This is a genomic window from Silanimonas sp., assembly GCF_044377035.1.
GTDB lineage: Bacteria > Pseudomonadota > Gammaproteobacteria > Xanthomonadales > Xanthomonadaceae > Silanimonas.
The window spans coordinates 1-25,585 of sequence record NZ_JBILJW010000028.1; the positions used below are offsets into that span (position 1 = coordinate 1).

Consider the following 25,585-nt stretch of genomic DNA (forward strand, 5'->3'; position numbering starts at 1 on the left):
GGGCAATTCCGTGAAAGGGATGCAAAAGCGTGAGATGCAAAAGCGTGATTAGAATCCCATATTCACCCGGCGCTCGCCCGCGCTGCCCCCCCCCTCCGGCCCAAGGACGACCTCGCCGTGCCCCCCTTCCGTTGCGTCCTCCTTGGCGAGCAAGCCCTTCTGGTCGAGTGCGGTGAGCGCCTGCTCGCCGCCGGACACACCATCGCCGCCGTGGTCACCGACACGCCGCGCCTTCGCGAATGGGCCGTGCAGCGCTCGCTTCGCGTCGAACGCACGCCCGAGGCGCTGCTCGCCGCGCCGCCCGCCGACGTGGACTGGCTGTTCGCCATCACCTGGCTGAAGCCGCTGGCCGACGAGGTGCTCGCCCTGGGCCGCCGCGGCGCGCTGAATTTCCACGACGGCCCGCTGCCGCAGTGCGCCGGCCTCAACACACCGATGTGGGCCCTGCTGAATGGCGAAACCCGCCACGGCATCCGCTGGCACCGGATGACCACCGAGATCGACGGCGGCCGCGTGCTGGTGGCCCGCGATTTCGCCATCGATGCCGACGAGACCGCCTTCAGCCTCAACGCCAAGTGCTTCGAAGCCGGACTCGCCGGATTCGACGCGCTGCTGGACCGGCTGGCCACGGGCGACGAGGCCGGCGAGCCGCAGCCCCCGGGCGAGCGCCGCGTGCACTTCGGGGCCGACCGGCCGATGCGTGAGGCATTGCTCGACCCGATGCGCCCCGCCGTGGAGCTCGCGCGCATCGTCCGCGCGCTCGACAACGGCGCGTACTGGCAGGCACTGCTGAAGCCGCGTCTGCGGTTCGCCGAGACCGACGTGCTGGTGGCTGCCGCCGAGCCCGTCGAGATGCTCCCAACTGAAACCACGCTGCCGCCGGCAACCCTGATCGGCGTCGACGCCGACGGCCTGCGCCTGCGCTGCAGCGACGGCGTATTGCACCTCGGCGGACTGGCGCGGCTCGACGGCACGCGGCTTTCCGCCGACGAGGCGCTCGCCCTAGCTGGTGGCGCCGGGGTTCGCCTTCCCGCATGGGCACCGCCCGGCGACGACGAGGCCAAGGCGCTTCGCCGCGCCGCCCGGCACGAGGCCGGGGCGCGCGCCGCGCGGCAGCGTGCCCGGCCCACGGCGGTGCCATCGACGACCGTGGTGCCGGCGGAGGGCTTCACCGACCCACAGGCACTCGCCCGCGCCCTGCTCGCTGTCGGCCGCGGCGCGGATGGCCGGCACCTCGCCGTCGGCCTGCGCTTCGCGAACGCGTCCGAGCCCTCGCGATGGGTCGATCCGGTGCTGCCGCTGGTGGTGGAACTGCCGGACGGCACGGCCAACGACGATGGCGTGGCCCTCGACGTTCTCGCCTCGCGGCTCGTCGCCGCCATCGACGCCGCCCGACGCGCCGGCGGCCTGCCCAGCGATCTCCGCGCCCGCGATCCGCGCCTCGCGGGTACCGCGGCACCAGCGGACTGGCCGGTGCAACTGCAGCTCGACGAACAGACGGGCGCCTGGCCCGCACAGGGGAGCGCAAGCCTCGCGATCCAGCGGCCTGCCGCCGCACGTGCCCTGCAGTTCGGCCTGTTTTTCTGGAACGTCGCCGAGGAGCACGACCTCGGCCGCAGCGACAAGTACCGCCTGCTGCTGGAAAGCGCGCGCTTCGCCGACACCCACGGCTTCAACGCGGTGTGGACGCCGGAGCGGCACTTCCAGGCCTTCGGCGGCCTCTTCCCCAACCCGGCCGTCACCAGCGCCGCGCTGGCGACCATCACCTCGAAGGTCGCGCTACGCGCCGGCAGCTGCGTGGTACCGCTGCACCACCCGATCCGCATTGCCGAGGAATGGGCCGTCGTCGACAACCTGTCGAACGGCCGTGTCGGCATCTCGATCGCCGCCGGCTGGGCCACGCCCGACTTCGCGCTGCGCCCCGAGAACCACGCCGAAGCCAAGCGCGTGATGTTCGAAGCCGCCGAGCAGGTGCGCCGCCTGTGGCGCGGCGAAACACTGGAATTCCCCGGCCCGCAGGGCCCGGTGAAGGTTCGCACCCTGCCCCGGCCGCTGCAGGCGGAACTGCCGATCTGGGTGACGACGGCGGGCAATCCCGAGACCTTCGCCGAGGCCGGGCGCATGGGCGCGCACCTGCTCACCCACCTGCTCGGGCAGTCCGTCGAGGAACTCGCCACGAAGATCGCCGCCTACCGCAAGGCCTGGCGCGAGGCCGGCCATGCCGGCGAAGGCATCGTCTCGCTGATGCTGCACACGCTGGTCGGCGACAACCGCGAGGCCGTGGAGGCCGTCGTGCGCGGTCCGATGAAGGCCTACCTGAAGACCGCGATGGCCCTGGTCAAAGCCGCGGCCTGGCAGTTCCCCACCTTCAAGCGCATGTCGGCGGAACAGGGGCAGAACCTCGACGCCTTCTTCCAGTCGGCCTCGCCGGAGGACATGGATGAACTGCTTGAGTTCGCCTTCCAGCGCTACTTCCGCGACAGCGGGCTGTTCGGCAGCGAATCCGACGCGGTTGCGATGGCGCGGCGCGTAGCTGGCATCGACGTGGACGAGATTGCCTGCCTGATCGACTTCGGCCTCGAGGCCGACACCGTGCTCGCCCACCTGCCGGCGCTCGATCGCGTGCGCGCCGCATTCGCGATGTCGAGGACGGCAAGCGCGAACGCCTCCACCGGCGGGCGATCCGCATCGGCACCCAAGCCCGCCACGCCGGCCGCGGCGCAGCCTGTGCCCTCGACGCCCGCGCCGACACCCGCCCCGCAACGCCCCGCGACGACGCCGTCGATCGACACGAGTGCGATCGAAACCACGCTCCGTGCGCATTGGATCGCCCTGCTCGGCATCGACGACTTCGGCCGCGACGACAACTTCTTCGACCTCGGGGGCCACTCGCTGCTGGTGGTGCAGCTGCTGCGCCTGCTGCGCGAAGGCTTCAGCGAGTCGATCCGCGTCACCGACCTGTTCCGCCACGTCACGCTCGCGGCACAGACGCGCTTCGTCGCCTCGCTGGTGGCCCCGGCTGCGCCTCCCCAGGCTCCGGCAGCGGCGCCTGCGGAAGCCGTCGACACGCCGGCAACGGCCGGCGGCGAAGCCCCCATCGCCCTCGACCGCGGACGCGCTCGCGCCGAGGCGAGGCGCGCATTGGCCGCCCTGCGCGGGGAATGACGCGTCGCGGGCCCCGCCCGCATGCGTCGCTTACTTGCGTAGCCCGAAGCGCGCCTTGTAGGCGTTGTCGGTGAAACCCACCGAGACCACGCCGTCCGCCGTCACCAGCACCGGCCGCTTGACCAGCGTCGGATGCTCCTTGAGCAGCAGGAACCACTCCGGATCGCTGCCCGGCGCCTTGCGCGCGTCGGGCAACTGCCGCCAGGTGGTGCTGGCCTTGTTGATCAACTTGTCCCAACCGCCGAGCTGCATGGCCCAGGCCTTCAGCGTCTCGGGCGGCTGGCGGTCGGTGCGCAGGTCGACGAACGCGTAGGGCACGTCGAAGCGCTCGAGCCAGTTCCTCGCCTTCTTGCAGCTGTCGCAGGCCGTCAGCCCGAAGACGACATTCGCGGCGGCGCTCATTCCGCGTGGCCGCTGCGCAGCAGCTCGTTGATCGAGGTCTTGCTGCGCGTCTTGGCGTCGACCTGCTTGACGATCACCGCGGCGTAGAGCGAGTACTTGCCGTCCGCCGAGGGCAGCTGGCCGGAGACCACGACGCTGCCGGCCGGCACGCGGCCATAGCTGATCTCACCGGTCATGCGGTTGTAGATGCGGGTGCTCTGGCCGATGAACACGCCCATGCCGATCACGCTGCCGCGCTCGACGACGACACCTTCCACCACTTCGGAACGTGCGCCGATGAAGCAGTCGTCCTCGATGATCGTCGGGCTGGCCTGCAGCGGCTCCAGCACGCCGCCGATGCCGGCGCCGCCCGAAAGATGGCAGCGCGCACCGACCTGGGCGCAGCTGCCCACCGTCGCCCACGTGTCGACCATCGTGCCGGCGCCGACGTGGGCGCCGATGTTCACGAAGCTCGGCATCAGCACCACGTCCTTGCCGATGTGCGCACCGCGGCGCACCACGGCGCCCGGCACCACGCGCGCGCCGACTTCGCGGAAGTCCGCCGCATCGAAGCCCTCGAAACGCAGCGGCACCTTGTCCCAGAACGGCGCCGGCTCGGCTTCGACCAGGCGCATGTCGTTGCAGCGGAAGTACAGCAGCACCGCCTTCTTCAGCCACTCGTTGACGCGCCACGTGCCGTCGCTGTTCGGCTCCGCCACGCGTGCCTTGCCCGACTCCAGCGCCGCGACGACGGTCTCGACCATCTCGCGCAGCGAACCTTCGATCTCGGCTTCGGACAGCGAGGCGCGGCGTTCGAAGGCCGATTCGATGATCGGCTGCAGGTCAGCGAGGACGGGGGTCTTGCGGCGGGGCATGCGGACGGTCTCCTTCGAGGCAGGCGGTGAGCGCGGCGGTCAGGCGCTCGATCTGGGCGGTGTCGGCGAGCGCGCGGTCGTGCTCGTCGGAAATCAGGAACAAGTCTTCGGCACGCTCGCCGAAGGTGGCGATGCGGGCGTCGTGCACGCGCAGCCGCTGCTCGCGCAGCACGCGGGCGATGTCGGCCAGCAGGCCGGGGCGGTCGGTGCCGATGAGCACGAGCTGGGTGCGGGCGCCATCGCCCATGTCGCGAACCTCGACGCGCGGCGACACGCGGAAATGCTTCAGCGCGGCCGGCATGGCGCGACGCGGCGGATGCAGCACCGCCGCCGTCCGAGAGAGCATCTCGCCCAGCACGCGGCTGGCGTGGGCGGCACGCGCGTCCGGCGCTTCGCCGGTGTCATGGATCGGCAGCAGCTGGAAGGTGTCGAGGCTCATGCCCGAGGTCGACGTGACGATGCGCGCCACCGCCACCGAGAACCCGAGGCGATCAAGCGTCGCGGTCAGCGTGGCGAACAGGCCGTCGCGGTCGGGCGAGTAGACGAAGACCTCGAAGGCCTCGCCCTGCGGCCGCACGATGATCAGCGGCTTGCCCGGGTCGCCGTGGCGCAGGATCGCGCGGGCCTGCGTCGCCAGCTGCTCGGGCCGGTAGCGCAGGAAGCTCTCGTCGGGGAACTCGCCGAACACGCGCGCCAGTTCGGCATCGCCGATGTCGGACAGCAGCGCCCGCACCTCGGCGCGGGCCTCGGCGACGCGGGCTTCGGCATCGACGCGATGCTCGAGGCCGCGACGGAACGCCAGGCGCGTGGCGTCGTACAGGTCGCCGAGCAGGCGCTCCTTCCACGTGTTCCACAGCTTGGGGCTGGTGCCGGCGATGTCGGCGCAGGTCAGCAGGTAGAGGAAATCCAGCCGCGTGCGGTCGCCCACCGCGCGGGCGAAGCGCTCCACCACGGTGGCGTCGCTGATGTCCTGGCGCTGCGCGGTCGTCGACATCAGCAGGTGCTGTTCGACCAGCCAGGCCAGCAGCTCGATGTCGTGCTCCTTCAGCCGATGCGCGGCGCCGAACTCGCGCACATCGACCGCGCCCAGCACCGAGTGGTCGCCGCCGCGACCCTTGGCGATGTCGTGGAATAGCCCGGCCACCAGCAGCAGCCACGGCGCCTTCAGGCGGTCGTGCACGCTCTTGGCCTTCGGGAAGCGCGGATCGCTGCCCTGCACGAAGCTGGCCATGATGCGCAGCACTTCCAGCGTGTGCTGGTCGACCGTGTACACATGGAACAGGTCGTACTGCATGCGCCCGGAGACGCGCGCGAAAGCCGGCAGGTAGCGGCCCAGCACGCCGAGGTGCGCCATGCGCGCCAGCGTGTCGACCGGCTGCGTGCCCTGCAGCAGCGAGAGGAACATCGCGCGCGTGTCGGCATCCTGCTGCTCGCCGGGCGCGATGCGCGGCAGCGCCTCGGCCATGGCGCGCGCGGTTTCCGAATGCAGGCCCTTGGCTTCGGAGCAGGCCGCCCAGGTCGCGAACACGGCGAAGGCCTCGATCGCCGAACGCACGGGGCCATGTGCCTCGCGCTGCAGGTATCCGTTCACCAGCGCGAAGCCCGGCGCCACCGGCACGCGCTCGACGCGCCCGGCCAACTGCTCCTCGAAGCGTTGCAGCAGGCGCTCGCTGATGCGCTGCACGGTCTTCGCGGCGCGGAACATCGACTGCATCATCTGCTCGACGGCGAGGTTGTCGCTGGCCTCGTCCTTGTAGCCGAGGCGTGCGGCCAGCACCTTCTGGTGGTCGAAGCGCAGCCGCTCCTCGCGACGGTTCGCGACGAGGTGCAGGCCGAAACGCAGGCGGGCGATCACCGCCCAGTCGCGCTTCAAGGTGCGCTCCTCGTCGGGGCCCAACAGGCCGAGCGGCACCAGCGCCTCCAGTCCGGGCACGCGGTAGATGCGCCGCGCCAGCCAGGTGAGCGTGTGCAGGTCGCGCAGTCCACCGGGCCCTTCCTTGAGGTTGGGTTCGAGGTTGTTCGCCGTGTCGTTGTAGCGCGCGTGCCGGCCGTTCCATTCGGCGCGCTTGGCATCGAAGTAGTCCGCCGCCGGCCACAGCCCATCGCTTCGCAGCGCGTCCTCGAGCGCGTCGAGCACCGCCGGTGAACCGGCGAGCAAGCGCGCTTCGCTGAGCGCGGTCAGCGTGGTCACGTCTTCGCGGCAGGCCAGCACGCAATCGGCGAGCGAGCGAACCGCCGTGCCGGGCTTCAGCCCGAGGTCCCACAGTGCGGCGAAGAACGCTCCCAGGGACGCTTCATGCGCGTGCTGCGCTTCGACTTCGCCGAGCACCAGCAGGTCGACGTCGGAAAAGGGGTATTGCTCGCCGCGGCCGTAGCCGCCGGTGGCCAGCAGGTCGAGCTGCGCATCGGCCGGCAAACACGCAGCCCAAGCGGCGCGCACCGCGGCATCGACGGCAGCGGCCTGCGCGCCCAGCAGGCGCTCGATGCCTTCACCGGCGTCGAAGCGGGCCACGATCGCGGCACGCGCCTCGAGGAAGGCGGCCTTCGCCGCGTCCTGCCAGCCTCGCGCACCGTCCGGCGTCGCGAGCGACGCCGCCACCGGCACGGGCGAGGCCGGCGTGCTCACAGGTCGTTGTCATCGCCGGGCAGGCGCGTGAGGATCTCCACGCCATCGCGGGTGACCGCCACGGTGTGCTCCCACTGCGCCGACAGCGACTTGTCCTTGGTCACCACGGTCCAGCCGTCCGGCAGCAGCTTGGTGTGCCGCGCGCCGGCATTGATCATCGGCTCGATGGTGAAGGTCATGCCTTCCTGCAGGCGGACGCCCTCGCCGGGGCGGCCGTAATGCAGCACCTGCGGGTCCTCGTGGTAGATCTGGCCGATGCCGTGGCCGCAGTACTCGCGCACCACCGAGAAGCGCTCGGCTTCCGCATAGCTCTGGATGGCGTGGCCGATGTCGCCCAGCGTGGCGCCCGGCTTCACCATGCGGATGCCGCGGAACATGGCCTCGCGGGTCACGTCGATCAGGCGCTTGGCCAGCACCGACGGGCTGCCCACCACGTACATCCGCGAGGTGTCGCCGTGCCAGCCGTCCTTGATGACGGTGACATCGATGTTCAGGATGTCGCCGTCCTTCAGCACCTTGGCCTCCGACGGGATGCCATGGCAGATGACGTTGTTGACCGAGGTGCAGACCGTCTTCGGGAAGCCCTTGTAGCCCACGTTGGCCGGAATGGCCTTCTGGACGTTGACGATGTGTTCGTTGCAGATGCGGTCGAGTTCGGCGGTGGTCACGCCCGCTTTCACGTACGGGGCCACGACCTGCAGCACTTCGGCGGCCAGCCGGCCGGCCTCGCGCATCTTCTCGATCTGCTCGGGGGTCTTGAAGGTCACTTTCATGCCCGGGATTGTGCCGACTTGTCCACAACCCTGCCAGCGGGCTAGAATCCCGCGCTTCGCAAGGCCGGAACCCCGGCCCGGCGGGCGCCGACCTCCGGCGGCCGTGGCCTCGAGGCCATCGCGACAGAGGAATCCACACCCGCGTGAACCATCCCGTGCCGGGGTGCCCCTGCCTCTCGAGGCGCCGGGGTTCGGCCACGGACGCGCGGGGAGGCCCAACCCCGGAGTGACCAAGCCGCGATGCCCGCGAACGGGCCCGGCCGCGCTCCATTCAGAAGGAAAGAGCAATGCCCCAGGTCACCATGCGCCAGATGCTGGAAGCCGGCGTCCATTTCGGCCACCAGACCCGCTACTGGAACCCCAAGATGGGCCCGTACATTTTCGGCGCCCGCGGCAAGATCCACATCATCAACCTCGAGAAGACGCTCCCGCTCTTCAACGACGCGATGAACTTCATCTCGGGCATCGCCCAGAAGCGCGGCACCATCCTGTTCGTCGGCACGAAGCGCTCGGCGCGCGAGTCGCTGAAGGAAGAAGCCATCCGCTGCGGCATGCCGTACATGAGCCAGCGCTGGCTCGGCGGCACCCTGACCAACTTCCGCACCCTGAAGGGCTCGATCTCGCGCCTGAAGGAACTGGAAGCGGCCGAGACCGACGGCACCTTCGAGCGCCTCGTCAAGCATGAAGTCCTCTCGCGTCGTCGCGAGCGCGACAAGCTCGAGGCCTCGCTGGGCGGCATCAAGGGCATGAACCGCCTGCCGGACGCCCTGTTCGTCATCGACATCGGCCACGAAGAGATCGCCGTCCAGGAAGCCAAGAAGCTCGGCATCCCGGTCGTCGCCGTGGTCGACTCGAACTACGACCCGAACCTCGTCGACTACGCCATCCCGGGCAACGACGACGCCATCCGCGCCGTGCAGCTGTACACCCGCGCCGTGGCCGACGCCGTGCTGGAAGGCAAGGCCGCCGCCCCGATCCAGGCCAATGCCGGTGACGACGAGTTCGTCGAGCTCGACGCCGAAGGCAACCCGATCGCGAAGGAAGCCGACAACCGCCGTCCGCGCAACGACAAGCCGCGCAACGACCGTCGTCCGCCGGCCAAGAAGGGCGCCCCGCGCCGTGGCAACGGCACCGGCCGCGCCACCGCCGAGACCGACGGCGAGTAAAACCCGCGCCGGCGACGCCCCGCCGTCGCCGTACCGCAACGCGGCCCGCGCATCCTGCGGGCCGCTTCCATTACAGACACAACGAGGTTCCCCATGGAAATCACTGCTTCGCTCGTCAAGGACCTGCGTGAGCGCTCCGGCGCCGGCATGATGGAGTGCAAGAAGGCGCTCACCGAGCACGGCGGCGACATCGAAGCCGCGATGGAAGCCCTGCGCAAGTCGGGCCTCGCCAAGGCCGACAAGAAGGCTGGCCGCGTGGCCGCCGAGGGCCGCATCGCGATGGCCGCCGCCGGCCAGAAGGCCGTGCTGGTCGAGATCAACTCCGAGACCGACTTCGTCGCCAAGGACGCCAACTTCGTCGCCTACACCGACGGCGTTGCCAAGGCCGCGCTGGAATCCGGCGCCGCCGACGTGGAAGCCCTGAAGGCCGTCAAGCTCGGCGACGTCACCGTCGAAGAAGCCCGCGCCCTGCTGATCGCCAAGATCGGCGAGAACGTCCAGGTGCGCCGCATGGTGCGCGTGGACGGCGGCAACACGGTCGGCGCCTACATCCACGGCGGCAAGATCGGCGTGCTGGTCGAGATCAAGGGTGGCAACGACGAGCTGGCCCGCGGCATCGCCATGCACGTCGCGGCGATGAACCCGCCCTACATGACCGCCGCGCAGGTCCCGGCCGAGTTCCTCGCCAAGGAAAAGGACATCGAACTCGCGAAGATGTCCGACAAGGACAAGAACAAGCCGGCCGACATCCTCGAGAAGATCATCAGCGGCAAGATCGCGAAGATCGTCAACGACAATACCCTGACGGGCCAGCCGTACGTCATGGACACCAACATGACCGTCGAAGCCGCCCTCAAGGCCGGCGGCGCCGAGATGGTGTCGATGACCCGCCTCGCCGTCGGCGAAGGCATCGAGAAGGTCGTCGAGGACTACGCCGCGGAAGTGGCGAAGGCCATGCAGGTCTGATCGACCGCCGCATCGTCGATGGAACGGAGAGCCCGCGAAAGCGGGCTCTTCGCTTTCATGGGCCCGGCTTCGGATCGACGGGCGACCGGGGCCACGGGCGCGGCGACTTCAACGCGCCTGCGGCTGCCACGCGATCTCCTCGTAGGGCTGCACCACCACCCAGCCCTCGCCCTGGAACTTCATCTGCACGCTCTCGCCGGAGCCGCGGCCCCACACCGTGCCGAGCTGGATGTCGGTGGCGAATTCCGGCTCGAGGTTGCCCGACCAGGCGACGGTGGCATTCGGATCGGTGTACAGCGCCTGGCCAGGCTTCACCGCCAGCGTCATCGGGTCGTAGTGGCTGGCGATGGCCACGACGCCGCTGCCCGACAGCCGGATGTTGAACAGGCCACCCGCCAGCATCCCGGCGACCCGCCGCATCATCGTGATCTCGTTGGCGATGCCGTCCTCGAAGGCCAGCACGTCGTTGCCATTGACGACGATGGATTCGCCCGCCAGCCGGAGCAGGGTGATCTTCTTGCCGCGGTCGGCGAGGTAGACCCGGCCATTGCCCTCGACCGCCATCAGCGAGGCGCCTTCGCCGCTGATGAACTTCTTGAACAGCGTGCCCATGCCCTGCGACAACAGGCCCTGGCGCTTGAACTTGATGCCTCCGCGGTAGGCCACCATCGATCCGGCCTTGGCCCACACCCGCCCCGTGACCTTGGCTTCCAGCATGTAGGGGCTTTCGAGCTCGAACACTTCGCCCTGCCCGCGGTCGCGTTCGGCGGTGGCGGCAAGGAAATCGGCGACGTTGGTGATCGGCATGGCGGGGCTCCCGGGGGTGGGTGGATCGTCGCCGGAAAGCCTGCGGCACCCGGCCACGGATGTCATCCGCGCGTGACGGCAACCCGCCCAACCGCTAGAATTCTGCCGTTTGCCCAACGGAGATCACGAATGAGCGTGCCTGCACTGAAGTACAAGCGCGTCCTGCTGAAACTCTCCGGCGAAGCCCTCATGGGCCGCGGCGATTACGGCATCGACCCGGAAGTCCTGACCTGGCTGGCCAAGGAGGTCATCGAGGCCCAGAAGGCCGGGGCGCAGATCGGCCTCGTGATCGGCGGCGGCAACATCTTCCGCGGTGCCGGCCTGCAGTCGAAGGGCATGGACCGCGTCACCGGCGACCACATGGGCATGCTCGCCACGGTGATGAACGCGCTGGCCATGCAGGACGCCCTCGAGCGCCTCGGCGCCTACGCCCGCACCATGAGCGCGCTGAAGATCAACGAGGTGGCCGAGGATTACATCCGCCGCCGCGCCATCCGCCACCTCGAGAAAGGCCGCATCGCCCTGTTCGCGGCCGGCACCGGCAACCCCTTCTTCACCACCGATTCGGCCGCCGCCCTGCGCGCCATCGAGGTCGGCGCCGAACTGCTGCTCAAGGCCACCAAGGTCGACGGCATCTACGAGGCCGACCCGAAGAAGGTGCCGGAAGCCAAGCGCTACGACAGCCTCACCTACGACGAAGTCATCGCACGCAACCTGCAGGTGATGGATACCGCGGCCTTCGCCCTGTGCCGTGACCAGAACCTGCCGATCCGCATCTACGACATGATGCAGCCGGGGGCCCTCATGCGGATCCTGCGCGGCGAGCCGCTCGGCACCCTCGTCCACGCCGGCTGAGGCCGGCCCTGCCCCGCCCGGAAGCCCCGGCGGCGCGGCGATCTATACTTCCCGGCCGGGCCACCGTGCCGCACCACCCCCAGAGATCCGCCCCATGATCAACGACATCAAGAAGGACGCCCAGACCCGCATGCAGAAGTGCGTGGAGGTGCTGAAGACCGACCTCACGAAGCTGCGCACGGGCCGCGCCACCACGGCGATCGTCGATCACCTGCAGGTCAACTACTACGGCTCGAACGTGCCGCTGTCGCAGGTCGCCTCGGTGGCCGTCGCCGACGCCCGCTCGCTCACCATCACGCCGTGGGAGAAGCCGATGGTCGGCGCCGTCGAGAAGGCCATCCTCGCCTCCGACCTCGGCCTGACGCCGAACACCGCCGGCACCGTCATCCGCATCAACCTGCCGCCGCTCACCGAGGAGCGCCGCCGCGACCTCTCGAAGCACGTGGCCGGCGAAGGCGAGAACACCAAGGTCGCGATCCGCAACGTGCGCCGCGACGCCATGACGCACGTGAAGGAGCTGCTCAAGGAGAAGAAGATCTCCGAGGACGAGCAGCGCAAGGCCGAGGAAGACATCCAGAAGCTGACCGACGCATCGATCAAGGGCGTCGATGAAGTCGTCAAGGCGAAAGAGCAGGAACTGCTGGCCCTCTGAGCGCCAGCCGCATGTCGCACCCCGCCGCGCTGCCCCGCCACCTCGCCGTCATCATGGACGGCAATGGGCGTTGGGCGAAGCAGCGCCAGCGCCCGCGCACGCTCGGCCATCGCGCCGGCGCGCGCGCGGTGCGCACGATCGTCGAGTACTGCCTGAAGCGCGGCATTCCGGCGCTGACGCTGTTCGCGTTCTCCAGCGAAAACTGGAACCGCCCCGAAGACGAGGTCGGCGCACTGATGCGCCTGTTCCTTCGCGTGCTGGAATCGGAAGTCGAGGAGCTGGCGCGGCAGCAGGTGCACCTGCGATTCATCGGCGACCGATCGCGCTTCCCCGAGGCCATCCGCGCCCGCATGGCCGCCGCGGAAGCCATCCGACTGCCGTCGCCGAAGCTCACGCTCACCCTCGCCGCGGGCTACGGTGGCCGCGCCGACCTGGCGCAGGCCGCGCGCCGCCTCGCCGAGCGCGTGCAGGCCGGCACGCTGCGCCCCGAGGAGATCGACGAAGCCACCTTCGGTGATGCGATGAGCCTCGCCGACCTGCCGCCGCCCGACCTGTTCATCCGCACTGGCGGCGAGCACCGCATCAGCAACTTCCTGCTGTGGCAGCTCGCCTACACCGAGCTGTGGTTCACCGACGTGCTCTGGCCCGACCTCGACGACGCGCTGCTCGATGCCGCGATGGCCGAATTCGCCGGGCGTGAACGCCGCTTCGGCCTGATTTCCGAACAACTGCCCACCCCGGCCTTGGAGGCCCGATGAGCCGCACCCGAATCCTCACCGGGCTCGTGCTCGCGCCTGCCGCCGTCGCCGGCGTGCTGTGGCTGCCCACGGCATGGCTCGCGCTGGTCGCCGCCGTGCTTCTGCTTGCCGGGCTGTGGGAGTGGACGCGCCTCACCGGCCTGTCCGACCCGATGCCGCGGCTCGGCTACATCACCGCCAACGCCCTGATGATCGCCGCACTGGCGTGGGCGGCCGGCCCCAACCTGTTCGCACTCAAGGCCGCGGCCCTGCTCGGCGTCGCGTGGTGGGTGCTGGCCCTGGCCTGGCTGTGGCGCTTCGAGTTCGGGCAGGCCGACCGCGGCCGCTTCCGCATCCTCAAGCTGCTGGCCGGCAGCCTCGCCGCGGTGCCGGCCTGGGCGGCCCTCGTCTGGCTGCACCAGCTGCCCGGGCACGGCCCGCGCTGGGCGCTGTTCGCGGTGATGCTGGTCTGGGCAGCCGACACCGGCGCGTACTTCGTCGGCGTGCGGATGGGCAAGCACAAGATGGCCCCGCGCATCAGCCCGAACAAGAGCTGGGAAGGGTTCTGGGGCGGGCTCGCTGGCGCCTCACTGATCGCCGTGTTCGCGGTGAAGCCGCTCGGCCTCGGCTGGGGCGACCTGCCCGTGCTGGTGTTCCTCACGATCGTCGCCGCGATGATGTCGGTGGCCGGCGACCTGTTCGAAAGCCTCTTGAAGCGGCATTCCGGACACAAGGATTCCGGCCACCTGATCCCGGGACACGGCGGCATGCTCGACCGCCTCGACAGCCTGCTCGCCGCACTGCCGGTGTTCATGGTGGGCAAGCTGTGGCTGGGCCTCTGAAACGGATCGCGCTGTTCGGGGCGACCGGCTCGATCGGCGCCTCGGCCCTCGACGTCATCGCCCGGCATCCCGACCGCTACGTCGTCGATGCGCTCAGCGCCCACGCGCAGGTCGAGGCGCTGGTTGCCCTCTGCGCGCGCTTCCGCCCGCGCGTCGCCGCCATCACCGATGAAACCCGCTACGTCGCGCTTCGCGAGGGTTTGGCGGCCGCAGGCCTCGAGACCGTCGCGGTGGCCGGCGCGGCGGCCCTCGACGAGATCGCCGCGGACGACCGCAACGACACGGTGATCGCCGCCATCGTCGGCGCCGCAGGCGTGGCCTCGACCCTCGCCGCCGCGCGCGCCGGCAAGCGCCTGCTGCTGGCCAACAAGGAGTCGGTGGTGCTGGCCGGCGAGCTGCTGATGGCCGAAGTGGCCGCGGGTGGCGCGACCCTCGTGCCCATCGACAGCGAACACAACGCGATCTTCCAGTGCCTGCCGCAGCATGGGGACCACGGCGGCGTGCGGCGCATCGTGCTGACGGCCTCGGGCGGCCCGTTCCGCGGCTGGTCGCGCGAGCAACTCGTCGGGATTACCCCGGAACAGGCCTGCGCGCACCCGAACTGGTCGATGGGCCGGAAGATCTCGGTCGATTCCGCCACGCTGATGAACAAGGGCCTCGAGGTGATCGAGGCGCACCACCTATTCGACCTGCCGGCGGAACGCATCGACGTGGTCGTCCACCCGCAATCGACCATCCACTCGCTGGTCGACTACGTCGACGGATCGATGCTGGCCCAGCTCGGCCAGCCCGACATGCGCACGACGCTGGCGGTGGGACTGGCCTGGCCCGAACGCGTCGAGGCCGGTGTCGCACCGCTCGACCTGCTCACCATCGCCCGGCTGGATTTCGAGGCCCCCGACCTCGGCGCTTTCCCCTGCCTGGGCCTCGCCTTCGAGGCCCTGCGGGCCGGCGGCAGCACCCCGGCGGTCCTGAATGCGGCGAATGAAGTGGCCGTTTCAGCCTTTCTTCAGCGCCGGCTCGCTTTCCTTGGCATCCCTGCGCTGATCGAACGCACCATGCATCGCCTGCCCGCCCTGCCTAGCGCGACCCTCGACGACCGCCTCGCGGCCGATGCCGAGGCGCGCCGCGTCGCCACCGGGCTGCTGGCGTGAGCGAGATCCTCTCCTCGGCGTTCTGGCTGGTGGTCGCGCTTGGCGTGCTCATCACCTTCCACGAGTTCGGCCACTACTGGGTGGCGCGCCGCTGCGGGGTCAAGGTGCTGCGCTTCTCCGTGGGCTTCGGCCGCGCGCTGTGGTCGCGCACCGACCGCGATGGCATCGAATGGCGGATCGGCCTGATCCCGCTGGGCGGCTACGTCAGCATGCTCGACGAGCGCGAAGGCGAGGTCGCGGATGCGGACCGCCCCCGCGCCTTCACGGCCAAGCCCGTCGGCCAGCGCATCGCCATCGTCGCCGCCGGCCCGCTGGCGAACTTCGTGCTCGCGGTGGGCCTGCTCTACGTGATGTTCGTCGTCGGCAAGCCGGACTACGTGCCTGTGCTGGCCGAGCCGCAGGCGCTGGCGGCGGCCTCCGGCTTCGAGGCTGGCGACCGCCTGCTCGTCGTCGATGGCCGCGACACCCCGACCTGGACCGACGCGCAGAACGCCCTGCTGGGCCCGATGGTCGACCGCCGCAGCATCGCCGTCGAGGTCTCCGATGCCGACGGGAACCTCGTCCAGCGCGAGCTCCGACTCGCCACGCTCGACCCGGCGCTGGAGGAATCGGAAGCCTTCCGGGCGCTGGGCTTCGTGCCCCGCCGCCCGATCCCACCGGCGGTGGTGGGGGCCGTCGCGCCGGGCAGCCCGGCCGCCGGTGCCCTCGAGGTGGGCGACCGCATCGTGGCCATCGACGACGCCCCAGTGGCCGATTTCAACGCCATGCAGGCCGCATTGGCGGCGCACCCGGTGGATGGCCCGGCCCCGACCCTGCGGCTGCGGATCGAACGGGACGGCAAGCCGCTCGATCGCACCCTGGTGCCCGAACGCGTGACGCCGGAGGGCGGGACACCGGTCTGGCGGCTCGGCGTGGCGGCTCCCGACCCGCGCGATGCCCTGCTGCGGCATGGCCCGCTGGAGGCCCTGCCCGAGGCCGTGAAGGCCACCGGCCAGCTGGCCACCGACACCGTCGGCATGCTCTGGCGAATGGTCACCGGGGCCGCCTCGCTGCAGAACCTCTCCGGCCCCATCACCATCGCCCAGGTCGCGAACACCACCGCGGCGCGCGGCTTGGCCTGGTTCCTCTACTTCCTGGCGATGCTCTCGGTGAGCATCGCCATCCTGAACCTGCTGCCCATTCCTGTCTTGGACGGGGGGCACCTGCTGGTTTACCTTATCGAGCTGGTTCAAGGGCGGCCGCTGGGCGACCGCGTGCTCGTGGCCGGGCAGTACTTCGGCCTCGTCCTGCTCGCATCGCTGATGGGCCTCGCTCTCTTCAACGACGTGCTGAGGCTCGTTCCCTGACCGTCACCCCGCGGGCCCACCGGGCCTGCCGCTTTTGGACGTTTCCATGACGCATCGCCCCACCCGCCGCCTGCTCGCCCTCGCCCTCGCCGCTGCCCTGTCCGGCACCACCATGGCCCAGTCCATCGGCGCCTTCGAGGTGCAGGACATCCGCGTCGACGGCCTGCAGCGCATCTCGAACGGCACGGTCTTCTCCTACCTGCCGGTCGAACGCGGCGAGACCCTCGACCAGAGCCGCGCCGGCGAAGCGATCCGCGCGCTGTTCCGGACCGGGTTCTTCAGCGACGTGTCGCTGGCCCGCGAGGGAAACATCCTCGTCATCAAGGTGGTCGAGCGCCCGGCCATCAACAAGATCACCCTCTCCGGCAACAAGGACATCAAGTCCGAGGAACTGCTGAAGGGCCTGCGCGGCATCGGCCTCGCCGAGGGCGAGACCTACAACCCGCTCAACGTCGACCGGGTGACCCAGGAGCTGATCCGCCAGTACAACAACCGCGGCAAGTACTCGGTGACGATCACCCCGACCGTCACCAACCTGCCGCTGAACCGCGTCGACGTGACCATCACCGTCGACGAAGGCAAGGCCGCGCGCATCCGCGACATCAACATCGTCGGCAACACCGTCTACGGCGACGACGAGCTGCGCGGCAACTGGGAATCGAACACCAGCAACTGGCTGTCCTGGTACAGGCGCGACGACCAGTACTCGCGCGAGAAGCTCTCCGGCGACCTCGAGAAGCTCACCAACTACTACCTCGACCGCGGCTATGTCGACTTCAACGTCGAATCGACCCAGGTCGCGATCAGCCCCGACCGCCGCGACATGACGATCGGCGCCAGCGTGACCGAAGGCGAGGTGTTCACCATCTCGTCGGTGCAGGTCAGCGGCGACACCATCCTGCCGGTCGAGGAAGTCGAAGGCATGCTCTTCGTGCGTGAAGGCCAGACCTTCTCGCGCCAGCTGCTCGAATTCACCTCGGACGGCATCACCGCCGTGCTCGGCAACATCGGCTACGCCTTCGCCGAAGTGAACCCGGTGCCGACGATCGACCGCGAGAAGAACGAGGTTGCGATCAACTTCGTCGTGAGCCCGGGCCCGCGCGTCCAGGTGCGCCGCATCGTCTTCAAGGGCAACGACACCACCGCCGACGAAGTGATGCGCCGCGAGCTGCGCCAGTTCGAGGGCACGTGGTACTCGCAGGCCGCGATCGACCGCTCGAAGATCCGCCTGCAGCGCCTCGGCTATTTCGACGAAGTCGAGATCGAAACCCCGGCCGTCACCGGCGAGGCCGACAAGGTCGACGTTGTGGTCTCGGTCAAGGAACGCCAGTTCGGCCAGTTCCAGTTCGGCCTCGGCTACAGCCAGCTCTATGGCGCGAGCGTCCAGCTGTCGCTCTCGCAGAACAACTTCCTCGGCTCCGGCAACAAGGTGTCGATGTCGGTGCAGAACAACAGCTACAGCAAGGGCGTGAGCTTCTCGTTCATGGACCCTTACTTCACCGACAGCGGCATCTCGCTGGGCTACAACCTCGCCTACAGCGAGAATGATTTCAGCGATTTCAACATCGCCAGCTACCAGACCGACAACGCCAGCTTCGAAGCGGTGTTCGGGCTGCCGCTGTCGGAAACGGACAGCATCTCGGCCTCGATCGGCATCGACAAGGTCGACCTGACCGCGGTCGACGGCTCCACGCCGCCGGAGCTGGTCGACTACCTCGTCGAAACCCTCGGCGACCGCGCGCGCTTCGCCTTCCGCCCCGGCGATACCGCGGATGCCTTCCCCTGCATCCCGAACGTCGACCCGATCACCGGCAATCCGATCCCGGGCTGCACCGTGGTTCAGGTCGCCGGCAACCGCCTGTGGACGGTGAACGCCTGGCGCATGCAGGCTGGCTGGGCCCGCGATACGCGCAACGATTTCTATGCGCCGACGGCGGGCATGTACAACCGCATCGGCGCTGAAGTCACGCTGCCGGGTTCGGACCTCGAGTACTACAAGATCTCGTACGACTTCTCGAAGTTCTGGCCGATCAACCGCGCGCTCGTGGTCGAAACCCGCACCTCGATCGGCTACGGCGACAGCTACGGCAAGACCGGCAACGCCGGCCTGCCCTTCTTCGAGAACTTCTACGCCGGCGGCCCCGGCTCGCTGCGCGGCTTCGAGCAGAACACGCTGGGCCCGGTCTCGTCGCTCGATTTCGGGGGCTCCGACTTCAGGCAGTCCTTGGGCGGTTCGTTCAAGGCCATCGGCTCGGTGGAGACCTACTTCCCTTCGCTGTTCGACTCGCGCGGCATCCGCATCTCGGCCTTCCTCGATTTCGGCAACGTGTGGCGCAACACCCGCGAGTTCGGCTCGGGCGACATCCGCGCCTCGACGGGCATCGCGCTGCAGTGGCAGTCGCCGATGGGCCCGATCTCGATCTCGTGGGCCTCGCCGTTCCGCGCCGAGGACACGGACCGCACCGAGAACCTGCAGTTCACCTTCGGCGGCCAGTTCTAACGGCGGATGGAAGCGACGACCCCGCGCTTCCGGCTGTCCGCGCTCGCCGAACGCTTCGGGCTCGAGTGGCGCGGCGAGGACGCGGAGGTCGCCGGCGTGGCGCCGCTGCAGGCAGAGGCGCCCGCTGACGGCGCACTCGCCTTCCTCGCCAACCCGGCGTATCGAAAGCACCTGACCACCACCCGCGTGGCGGCCGTGGTGCTGCATCCGGCGGAAGCCGAGCACTGCCCGGTACCGGCGCTTCTGAGCGCGAACCCCTACGCGACCTATGCGCGGATCGCCGCGCTGTTCGAACGCCTGCCTTCGCGGCCGTCCGGCGTGCATGCCAGCGCGGCCATCGAACCGACCGCATCCATCGATCCCACCGCGCACGTCGGCCCCTTCGTCAGCATCGGCGCGCGCAGCGTCGTCGCGGCGGGCGCGGTGGTCGGTGCGGGCAGCGTGATCGGCGAGGACTGCGTGGTCGGTGCGGGCAGCGAGCTCGTGGCGCGCGTCACCCTCGTCCGCCGCGTGCGCCTTGGCCAGCGCGTGCGCATCCATCCGGGTGCGGTGCTCGGCGCCGACGGATTCGGGCTCGCGGTGGATGGCGGCCGTTGGATCAACGTGCCCCAACTCGGCGGCGTGGTGGTGGGCGATGACTGCGAGATCGGCGCGAACACCACGATCGACCGCGGCGCCATCGACGACACCGTGCTCGAAGAGGACGTGCGCCTCGACAACCAGATCCAGATCGGCCACAACGTCCGCATCGGCGCGCACACCGCGATGGCCGGCTGCGTGGCGGTGGCCGGTTCCACGCGCATCGGCCGCTGGTGCCTTGTGGGCGGCGCGGCCGGCATCGTCGGCCACCTCGAGATCGCCGACAAGGTGACGATCGGCGCCATGAGCCTCGTCACGCACTCGCTGGACGAGCCGGGGGAGTACGCTTCCGGCACGCCCCTGCAGCCCAAGCGCGAATGGCGCAAGAACGCCGCCCGTTTCGGCCAGCTCGACCGACTCGCCAGAATCCTGCTCAAGAAGAACGATTCCAGCCCATGACCCTGCCCCCCTTCCCGCTCGACGTTCGCTGCATCGAACGCCTGCTGCCCCATCGCTACCCGTTCCTGCTGGTCGACCGCGTGCTGTCGGTCGAGCCCCGCCAGCGCATCGTCGCGCTGAAGAACGTCACCGCGAACGAGCCCCATTTCACCGGCCACTTCCCCGGCAATCCGGTGATGCCGGGCGTACTGGTGATCGAGGCGATGGCGCAGGCCGGCGGCCTGCTCTCGATGCTCTCGGAGGGCAAGGCCTGCGCCGAGAACAACGGCCCGAGCCAGTTCTACCTGGTGAAGGTCGACAACGCGCGCTTCTCGAAGATGGTGGTGCCCGGCGACCAGCTCATCCTCGAAGTCACGCTGAAGCGCACCATCCGCAACATGGCCCTCTACGAAGGCAAGGCGCTCGTGGACGGCAAGGAAGTGGCCAGCGCCGAGATGCTCTGCGCGGAGACCAAGGCCGCATGAACGCGAACGCCGCCATCCACCCGACCGCCATCATCGACCCGAAGGCCCGGCTGGACGACGGCGTCTCCGTGGGGCCGTTCACCGTGATCGGGGCGCACGTCGAGATCGGCGCGGGCACGAGCATCGGTTCGCACTGCTCCATCCTCGGCCCGACCCGCATCGGCCGCGACAACGTCATCCACGCGCACGCCAGCCTCGGCGGCCAGCCGCAGGACAAGAAGCACAAGGGTGAACCGACGCGGCTGGTCATCGGCGACAGCAACACCATCTTCGAATTCACCACGTTCTCGCGCGGCACCGTCGATGGCGGCGGCGTCACCACCGTCGGCAACGACAACTGGGTGATGGCCTACGTGCACGTGGCCCACGACGTTGTCATCGGCAACCACTGCATCTTCGCCAACAACGCCACCCTCGCCGGCCACGTGGTCGTGGAGGACTGGGCGATCCTTGGTGGATTCGCGGGGATCCACCAGTTCTGCCGCATCGGCGCCCACGCCTTCGTCGGCATGGGCAGCCTGGTCAACGCCGACGTGGCGCCCTTCGTGATCGTCGCCGACAAGTACGCGGTGCCCCGCGGCATCAACGCGGAAGGCCTGAAGCGCCGCGGCTTCGACGCCGAACGCATCGCGGCGATCAAGCGCGCCTACCGCGCCGTGTTCATGTCGGGCGCGCCGCTGGCTGAAGCCAAGCAGCAGCTCGCCGAAGCCGCCACCAGCTCGGAAGACGTCGCCCGCATGCTCGCCTTCATCGAGTCGAGCGAGCGCGGCCTGCTGCGCTGATGGGCTCGCCGCGCATCGCGCTGGTCGCGGGCGAGGCCTCGGGCGACCTGCTCGGCGCTGCCCTCGTCCGTGACCTGAAGGCCCTGCACCCGGACGCCGAATTCGTCGGCATCGCCGGGCCCGAGATGCGCGCCGCCGGCGTCACCGCCTGGCACGACTGCGAGGCTCTCGCGGTGATGGGCCTCGTCGAAGTGCTGAAACACCTGCCACGCCTGCTGCGCCTGCGTCGCGAACTGCGCGAACGCCTGCTGGCTTGGCAGCCGGACGTCGTCATCGGCATCGACGCGCCCGATTTCAACCTCGGGCTGGAGAAGTGGCTGAAGCAGCGCGGCATCCGCACCGTGCACTACGTCAGCCCCTCGGTCTGGGCCTGGCGCGAAGGCCGCGCTGCGAAAATCGGCACGTCGGCCGACCGCGTGCTCTGCCTGTTCCCGATGGAGCCGGCCATCTATGCCAAGCACGGCGTCGAGGCGAGCTTTGTCGGCCATCCCCTCGCGGCGATGCTGCCGATGCACCCGGACCGCGACGCCGCCCGGCGCGCGCTGGGCCTCGAGGGCGACGACCCGCTGCTCGCCCTGCTGCCCGGCAGCCGAGGCAGTGAGATCGCGCGACTCGGGCCGGTGTTCCTCGATGCGGTGGCCTTGCTGCAGGCGCGACTCCCCGGCCTGCGCGTGCTCGCCCCGATGGCGAACCCGCGCTGCCGCGAGCGCTTCCAGGCCCTGCTCGCGGCACACCCGGCCTCGCTCGCCCTGCATGGGGTCCTGCATCTCGTCGACGGCCGCGCCCGCGAGGCCATGGTGGCCAGCGATGCGGTGCTGCTCGCCTCCGGCACGGCGGCCCTCGAAGCGATGCTGGCCAAGCGGCCGATGGTCGTGGCCTACCGCATCGCGCCGCTCACGCATTTCATCGTCAAGGCCTTCGGCCTGTTGAAGGTCGAGCGCTACAGCCTGCCGAACGTGCTGGCCGGCGAATCGCTGGTGCCGGAACGCATGCAGGCCGACTGCCGCGCCGACGTGCTGGCAGACGACATCGAGCGCTTGCTGCGCGAGGGCCTCACGCCGGCCCACCGCCTGCGCTTCGAGGGCCTGCACGAAGCGCTCCGTGCGCCGACGCCGCGTGCGGCGGCCGAGGCGGTGTCGACGCTGTTGGCGCGATGATCGATCCGTCCTGGACCATGCCCGGCGTCGCCGGCGTCGACGAGGCCGGCCGCGGGCCGCTAGCCGGCCCGGTGGCGGTGGCCGCAGTGATCCTCGACCCGGCGCGACGCATCGACGGCCTCGGCGATTCCAAGGCGCTGTCGGAAGCCCGCCGCGAGGCACTGTTCCCGCGCATCCAGTCCGACGCGCTCGCCCTCGCCATCGTGTTCGTGCACGCCGACGAGATCGACCGCCTCAACATCCTGCAGGCCACGATGGCCGGCATGCGGCGCGCGGTGGCGGCGCTGGCGACCACGCCCTCGCGCGTGCTCGTCGACGGCAATCGCGTGCCGCCCGGCCTCGGCATCGCCGCCGAAGCCATCGTCAAGGGCGATGCGAAGATCGCTGCGATCTCGGCGGCCTCGATTCTCGCCAAGGTCGCGCGCGATCGCTGGATGCTTGACCTCGATGCGGCGCATCCGGAGTACGGCTTCGCCGCACACAAGGGCTATCCGACGCCCGAGCACCTCGACGCGCTTCGCCGCTTCGGACCCTGCGCGGCGCATCGACGCAGCTTCGCGCCGGTCAACGCAGCGATGGTTCCGCGGCTGTTGGATTGAGCGAACCGGCGAAGGCCCCGCCTTCGTTGCTTTTCGCGAACAGGTCGAGCATCGGCGGGATGACCTCGTCGGGATGGGTCTCCATCGGGCTGTGCGCGGCACCGTCCACCTGCACCCAGGTCGCGGCGGGCAGCGACGAAGCCAGTCGCTCTCCAACCACCGGTTTCAACCAACGGTCGCGGCTCCCCCACAGCACGAGGCTGGGCACGCCGGAAAGCCGCGAGGGATCGGTGCGGTCCGGACCCATGTCGCTCGCATAGCCGTCGAGGATGGCAGGCAAGGTATTGGGCAATCGCAGGGGCTCCAGATAGGCGGCCAGTTCCTCGTCGTCGGGAGGACGTCCCAGCCCGTCCTCCAGCGCCTCGGACAGGCCTTGGGCGTGGAGGTAACGGCGCTCCGCGAGGGCGAGGACGATTCCGCGCAGAGGCTGCGCACGGAACATGGCTGGATTACGGCGACGCTCCCTGACCGGAGAACCGGACAAGTAGGCAACAGCGGCGGCCCGCGACGGCGCATCCGCCACCATCTGTCCCACCACGCGGGCACCCATCGAATGCCCAACGAGGCACCAGTCCTCTGCCGGGGCTTCCGCTTCGAGAAACGACCAGAGCGCGTCGGCGGCGCTGCCCTCGAACGGACGACGCGCACTGTAGCCGTAGCCCGGCAGATCGACCGCCAGCACCCGATGCCCGGCGTTCGCCAAGGCCGGTGCCACGTGCCGGAACGAGTAGGTCGAACCCGCAAGGGCGTGGACGAGCAACACCGGACAGCGCGCGCGGTCCGCGGCTGGGGCCTCGCCCCGTGGACGCCATTCGCGGACGTGCAGCTCGACGCCCTGCACCGCGACATGGCGGCTGTTCGGAAACGGCTTGGTGAAGCCCTGCGGCGCGGGCACGCCAGCGGCGCCCAAAGGCGGCGGCAACCACGCGAGGGCAACCAGCAAGAGGACGAAGATTCTCAGTTCGGACATTCGTCGGCTCATTCGACACAGCGCCCAGTTGCCTCACGGCAGTCTCAGGGCGGCAAATGACATCGCGACGGCAAGGGCATGACTTCCGGCATTGCGCCGGTGGTCATGCTGACTTTTGTGACTTACCGCACGACGGCCGCGCGGAGAGACTGTCGCCACTTCGCCGCAACCCCGCGGTGAGGCCCCGAGACCCGCGACGAGCCCCGCCATGAACGCCCCCAGCCGCACCTACCCCACCCACGCTCCGACGCCCAACCCGTCGCCGCGCGCCGAGCGTCAGCGTCGCGAAGCCGAGTACCTGGCCCTGCGCCAGCTGGCCGAGCACGTGCAGCGCCTCGATCGCCAGTTGCACCGCGGCCGCAGCTACGCGACGGCCCGCTACGCCGGCTGAGTCAAGCCTTGTCCCGCCGCAGCGGGGCACGTAGCCTGCGGCGTCTGCCCCGGACGCCGCCATGCCGCCCCGCTTCGTCCATCTCAATGTCCACAGCGAGTACGCGCTGACGGACTCGACGATCCGCCTGCCCGACCTCGCCAAGCGCTGTGCGCAGCGCGGGCAGCCGGCGGTCGCGCTCACCGACCCGACCAACCTGTTCGGGCTGGTGAAGTTCTACAAGGAAGCCGAGGGCAAGGGCCTCAAACCCATCGCCGGCGCGCAGCTCACCCTCGACGACGGCGAGGCCGTGCTGGGCCGCGTCACCGCTTGGTGCCTCGACCGCCGCGGCTACCTCTCGCTCTCGCGCCTGATCACCCGCGCCTATGCCGACGGCCAACGCGGCGACGTCCTCGGCGTCCGCCCGGACTGGCTGTTCGACGACCACGAGGGCCTGATCCTCGCCCTCGGTGCCGACAGTCCGCTGGGCCAGGCGTTCAGCGGCGGCCGCGACGACCACGCGGCGCAGCTGCTCGCTAGCTATGCGCGGCGCTTCGACGATCGCCTTTATCTCGAACTGACCCGCACCGGCAAGGCCGGCGAGGAAGCCTTCAACCGCGCCGCGCTGGAACTGGCGGCGGCGCACGGTCTGCCCACGATCGCGAGCAATGCCGTGCGCTTCCTCGACCGCGACGATTTCGACGCGCACGAGGCCCGCGTCTGCATCGCCACCGGCCGCGTGCTCGACGACCCGAAGCGCCCGCGCGACTTCACCGCCGAGCAGTACCTGAAATCAACCGAGGAAATGGAAGCCCTCTTCCATGACCTGCCCGATGCCTTGGCGAACACCGTCGACCTCGCGGCGCGCTGCAACTTCCAGCTCAACCTCGGCACCTATTACCTGCCGGCCTTCCCGGTGCCGGACGGCGAGACGCTGGACACCTGGATCCGCTCGGAAGCCGAACGCGGCCTCGCCAAGCGCCTCGCCTCGCACGATCCTGCGGCGGGACTCACCGCGCAGGACTACGCCGACCGCCTCACGCGCGAAGTCGACGTCATCATCAAGATGGGCTTCCCCGGCTACTTCCTGATCGTGGCCGACTTCATCAACTGGGGTAAGGAACACGGCATCCCCGTGGGCCCGGGCCGCGGTTCGGGCGCGGGCTCGCTGGTGGCCTACGCGCTCGGCATCACGGACCTCGACCCGCTGGCCTACAACCTGCTGTTCGAGCGCTTCCTGAACCCGGAACGCGTGTCGATGCCCGACTTCGACATCGACTTCTGCATGGACCGGCGCGACGAGGTCATCGATTACGTCAGCCGCAAGTACGGCAGCGAACGCGTCAGCCAGATCATCACC

General features: G+C 69.7%; 22 protein-coding genes and 1 pseudogene. 17 read left to right on the forward strand and 6 right to left on the reverse strand.

From position 1 onward, the window contains the following. Nucleotides 1-117: 117 nt before the first annotated feature. Complete coding sequence (locus ACIQ6S_RS13035) at nucleotides 118-3,165, forward strand: MupA/Atu3671 family FMN-dependent luciferase-like monooxygenase (RefSeq protein WP_397608737.1); 3,048 nt, start codon at nucleotides 118-120, stop codon at nucleotides 3,163-3,165. Nucleotides 3,166-3,195: 30 nt separating this feature from the next. Here ACIQ6S_RS13035 and ACIQ6S_RS13040 read toward each other — a convergent pair whose 3' ends face one another. The 4 genes and pseudogenes from ACIQ6S_RS13040 to map form a co-directional block, all read right to left on the reverse strand. Beyond that, nucleotides 3,196-3,567 (reverse strand): Spx/MgsR family RNA polymerase-binding regulatory protein, encoded by a 372-nt coding sequence (locus ACIQ6S_RS13040; protein ID WP_397572168.1) that lies wholly within the window; start codon nucleotides 3,565-3,567, stop codon nucleotides 3,196-3,198. Continuing rightward, nucleotides 3,564-4,379, reverse strand: a pseudogene (dapD, locus tag ACIQ6S_RS13045) (2,3,4,5-tetrahydropyridine-2,6-dicarboxylate N-succinyltransferase); the annotation flags it as partial. The gene ACIQ6S_RS13040 and the pseudogene dapD, both read right to left, overlap by 4 nt. A 10-nt stretch (nucleotides 4,380-4,389) precedes the next feature. Then, nucleotides 4,390-7,047, reverse strand: a complete 2,658-nt coding sequence (gene glnD / locus ACIQ6S_RS13050) for a [protein-PII] uridylyltransferase (RefSeq protein ID WP_397608738.1) — start codon at nucleotides 7,045-7,047, stop codon at nucleotides 4,390-4,392. Continuing rightward, entirely contained in the window at nucleotides 7,044-7,820 is a 777-nt protein-coding gene (gene map / locus ACIQ6S_RS13055) for a type I methionyl aminopeptidase (protein ID WP_397596302.1), read from the reverse strand. Before map ends, glnD begins: the two co-directional genes overlap by 4 nt. Nucleotides 7,821-8,107: 287 nt before the next feature. On the opposite strand from map, the gene rpsB reads away from it, so the two are divergent. After that, nucleotides 8,108-8,986, forward strand: coding sequence for a 30S ribosomal protein S2 (gene rpsB, locus ACIQ6S_RS13060; protein ID WP_298338659.1), 879 nt, complete (start codon nucleotides 8,108-8,110; stop codon nucleotides 8,984-8,986). Between the two features lie 93 nt (nucleotides 8,987-9,079). Beyond that, nucleotides 9,080-9,952 (forward strand): translation elongation factor Ts, encoded by an 873-nt coding sequence (tsf, locus tag ACIQ6S_RS13065; RefSeq protein WP_397596303.1) that lies wholly within the window; start codon nucleotides 9,080-9,082, stop codon nucleotides 9,950-9,952. A 108-nt stretch (nucleotides 9,953-10,060) separates the two neighbouring features. Here the strand turns inward: tsf and ACIQ6S_RS13070 are convergent, their stop codons facing one another. Further along, nucleotides 10,061-10,759, reverse strand: a complete 699-nt coding sequence (locus ACIQ6S_RS13070) for an AIM24 family protein (RefSeq protein ID WP_397596304.1) — start codon at nucleotides 10,757-10,759, stop codon at nucleotides 10,061-10,063. Between the two features lie 129 nt (nucleotides 10,760-10,888). On the opposite strand from ACIQ6S_RS13070, the gene pyrH reads away from it, so the two are divergent. From pyrH to rnhB, 12 genes are all read left to right on the forward strand, one after another. Then, on the forward strand, nucleotides 10,889-11,614 hold the full coding sequence (gene pyrH / locus ACIQ6S_RS13075; protein ID WP_397572162.1) for a UMP kinase: 726 nt from the start codon (nucleotides 10,889-10,891) through the stop codon (nucleotides 11,612-11,614). 94 nt (nucleotides 11,615-11,708) lie between these two features. Next, the gene (frr, locus tag ACIQ6S_RS13080; RefSeq protein WP_298338651.1) at nucleotides 11,709-12,266 is read left to right on the forward strand and encodes a ribosome recycling factor; all 558 of its coding nucleotides are present in this window, start codon (nucleotides 11,709-11,711) and stop codon (nucleotides 12,264-12,266) included. Between the two features lie 11 nt (nucleotides 12,267-12,277). Beyond that, nucleotides 12,278-13,024: a polyprenyl diphosphate synthase gene (uppS, locus tag ACIQ6S_RS13085; RefSeq protein WP_397572161.1), complete on the forward strand. Its 747-nt coding sequence runs from the start codon at nucleotides 12,278-12,280 to the stop codon at nucleotides 13,022-13,024. Continuing rightward, nucleotides 13,021-13,845 carry a phosphatidate cytidylyltransferase gene (locus ACIQ6S_RS13090; protein WP_397608739.1) on the forward strand — a complete coding sequence of 275 codons (825 nt, stop codon included), beginning with the start codon at nucleotides 13,021-13,023 and terminating at the stop codon, nucleotides 13,843-13,845. Before uppS ends, ACIQ6S_RS13090 begins: the two co-directional genes overlap by 4 nt. After that, nucleotides 13,830-14,999 carry a 1-deoxy-D-xylulose-5-phosphate reductoisomerase gene (locus ACIQ6S_RS13095; protein ID WP_397608740.1) on the forward strand — a complete coding sequence of 390 codons (1,170 nt, stop codon included), beginning with the start codon at nucleotides 13,830-13,832 and terminating at the stop codon, nucleotides 14,997-14,999. The genes ACIQ6S_RS13090 and ACIQ6S_RS13095 overlap by 16 nt, the downstream gene beginning before the upstream one ends. Further along, the gene (gene rseP / locus ACIQ6S_RS13100) at nucleotides 14,996-16,345 is read left to right on the forward strand and encodes an RIP metalloprotease RseP (protein ID WP_397572158.1); all 1,350 of its coding nucleotides are present in this window, start codon (nucleotides 14,996-14,998) and stop codon (nucleotides 16,343-16,345) included. Before ACIQ6S_RS13095 ends, rseP begins: the two co-directional genes overlap by 4 nt. A 112-nt stretch (nucleotides 16,346-16,457) precedes the next feature. Continuing rightward, nucleotides 16,458-18,845 carry an outer membrane protein assembly factor BamA gene (bamA, locus tag ACIQ6S_RS13105; RefSeq protein WP_397608748.1) on the forward strand — a complete coding sequence of 796 codons (2,388 nt, stop codon included), beginning with the start codon at nucleotides 16,458-16,460 and terminating at the stop codon, nucleotides 18,843-18,845. 6 nt (nucleotides 18,846-18,851) lie between these two features. Beyond that, a complete protein-coding gene (lpxD, locus tag ACIQ6S_RS13110; protein ID WP_397608741.1) occupies nucleotides 18,852-19,883 on the forward strand; it encodes a UDP-3-O-(3-hydroxymyristoyl)glucosamine N-acyltransferase in 1,032 nt (343 codons plus the stop codon). Next, entirely contained in the window at nucleotides 19,880-20,347 is a 468-nt protein-coding gene (gene fabZ / locus ACIQ6S_RS13115) for a 3-hydroxyacyl-ACP dehydratase FabZ (RefSeq protein WP_397572155.1), read from the forward strand. Before lpxD ends, fabZ begins: the two co-directional genes overlap by 4 nt. After that, nucleotides 20,344-21,129: an acyl-ACP--UDP-N-acetylglucosamine O-acyltransferase gene (lpxA, locus tag ACIQ6S_RS13120; protein WP_397608742.1), complete on the forward strand. Its 786-nt coding sequence runs from the start codon at nucleotides 20,344-20,346 to the stop codon at nucleotides 21,127-21,129. The genes fabZ and lpxA overlap by 4 nt, the downstream gene beginning before the upstream one ends. Then, complete coding sequence (gene lpxB, locus ACIQ6S_RS13125) at nucleotides 21,129-22,286, forward strand: lipid-A-disaccharide synthase (RefSeq protein ID WP_397608743.1); 1,158 nt, start codon at nucleotides 21,129-21,131, stop codon at nucleotides 22,284-22,286. Before lpxA ends, lpxB begins: the two co-directional genes overlap by 1 nt. Further along, entirely contained in the window at nucleotides 22,283-22,885 is a 603-nt protein-coding gene (rnhB, locus tag ACIQ6S_RS13130) for a ribonuclease HII (RefSeq protein ID WP_397608744.1), read from the forward strand. The genes lpxB and rnhB overlap by 4 nt, the downstream gene beginning before the upstream one ends. On the opposite strand, the gene ACIQ6S_RS13135 is transcribed toward rnhB, so the two are convergent. Further along, a complete protein-coding gene (locus ACIQ6S_RS13135) occupies nucleotides 22,851-23,855 on the reverse strand; it encodes an alpha/beta fold hydrolase (RefSeq protein WP_397608745.1) in 1,005 nt (334 codons plus the stop codon). The two genes, rnhB and ACIQ6S_RS13135, sit on opposite strands and share 35 nt — an antisense overlap. A 208-nt stretch (nucleotides 23,856-24,063) precedes the next feature. On the opposite strand from ACIQ6S_RS13135, the gene ACIQ6S_RS13140 reads away from it, so the two are divergent. Together ACIQ6S_RS13140 and dnaE are read left to right on the forward strand one after the other, a co-directional pair. Next, nucleotides 24,064-24,246: a hypothetical protein gene (locus ACIQ6S_RS13140; protein WP_397608746.1), complete on the forward strand. Its 183-nt coding sequence runs from the start codon at nucleotides 24,064-24,066 to the stop codon at nucleotides 24,244-24,246. Nucleotides 24,247-24,307: 61 nt separating this feature from the next. Then, nucleotides 24,308-25,585 (forward strand): DNA polymerase III subunit alpha (gene dnaE, locus ACIQ6S_RS13145; protein WP_397608747.1); only part of this gene is annotated, 1,278 nt, incomplete at its 3' end.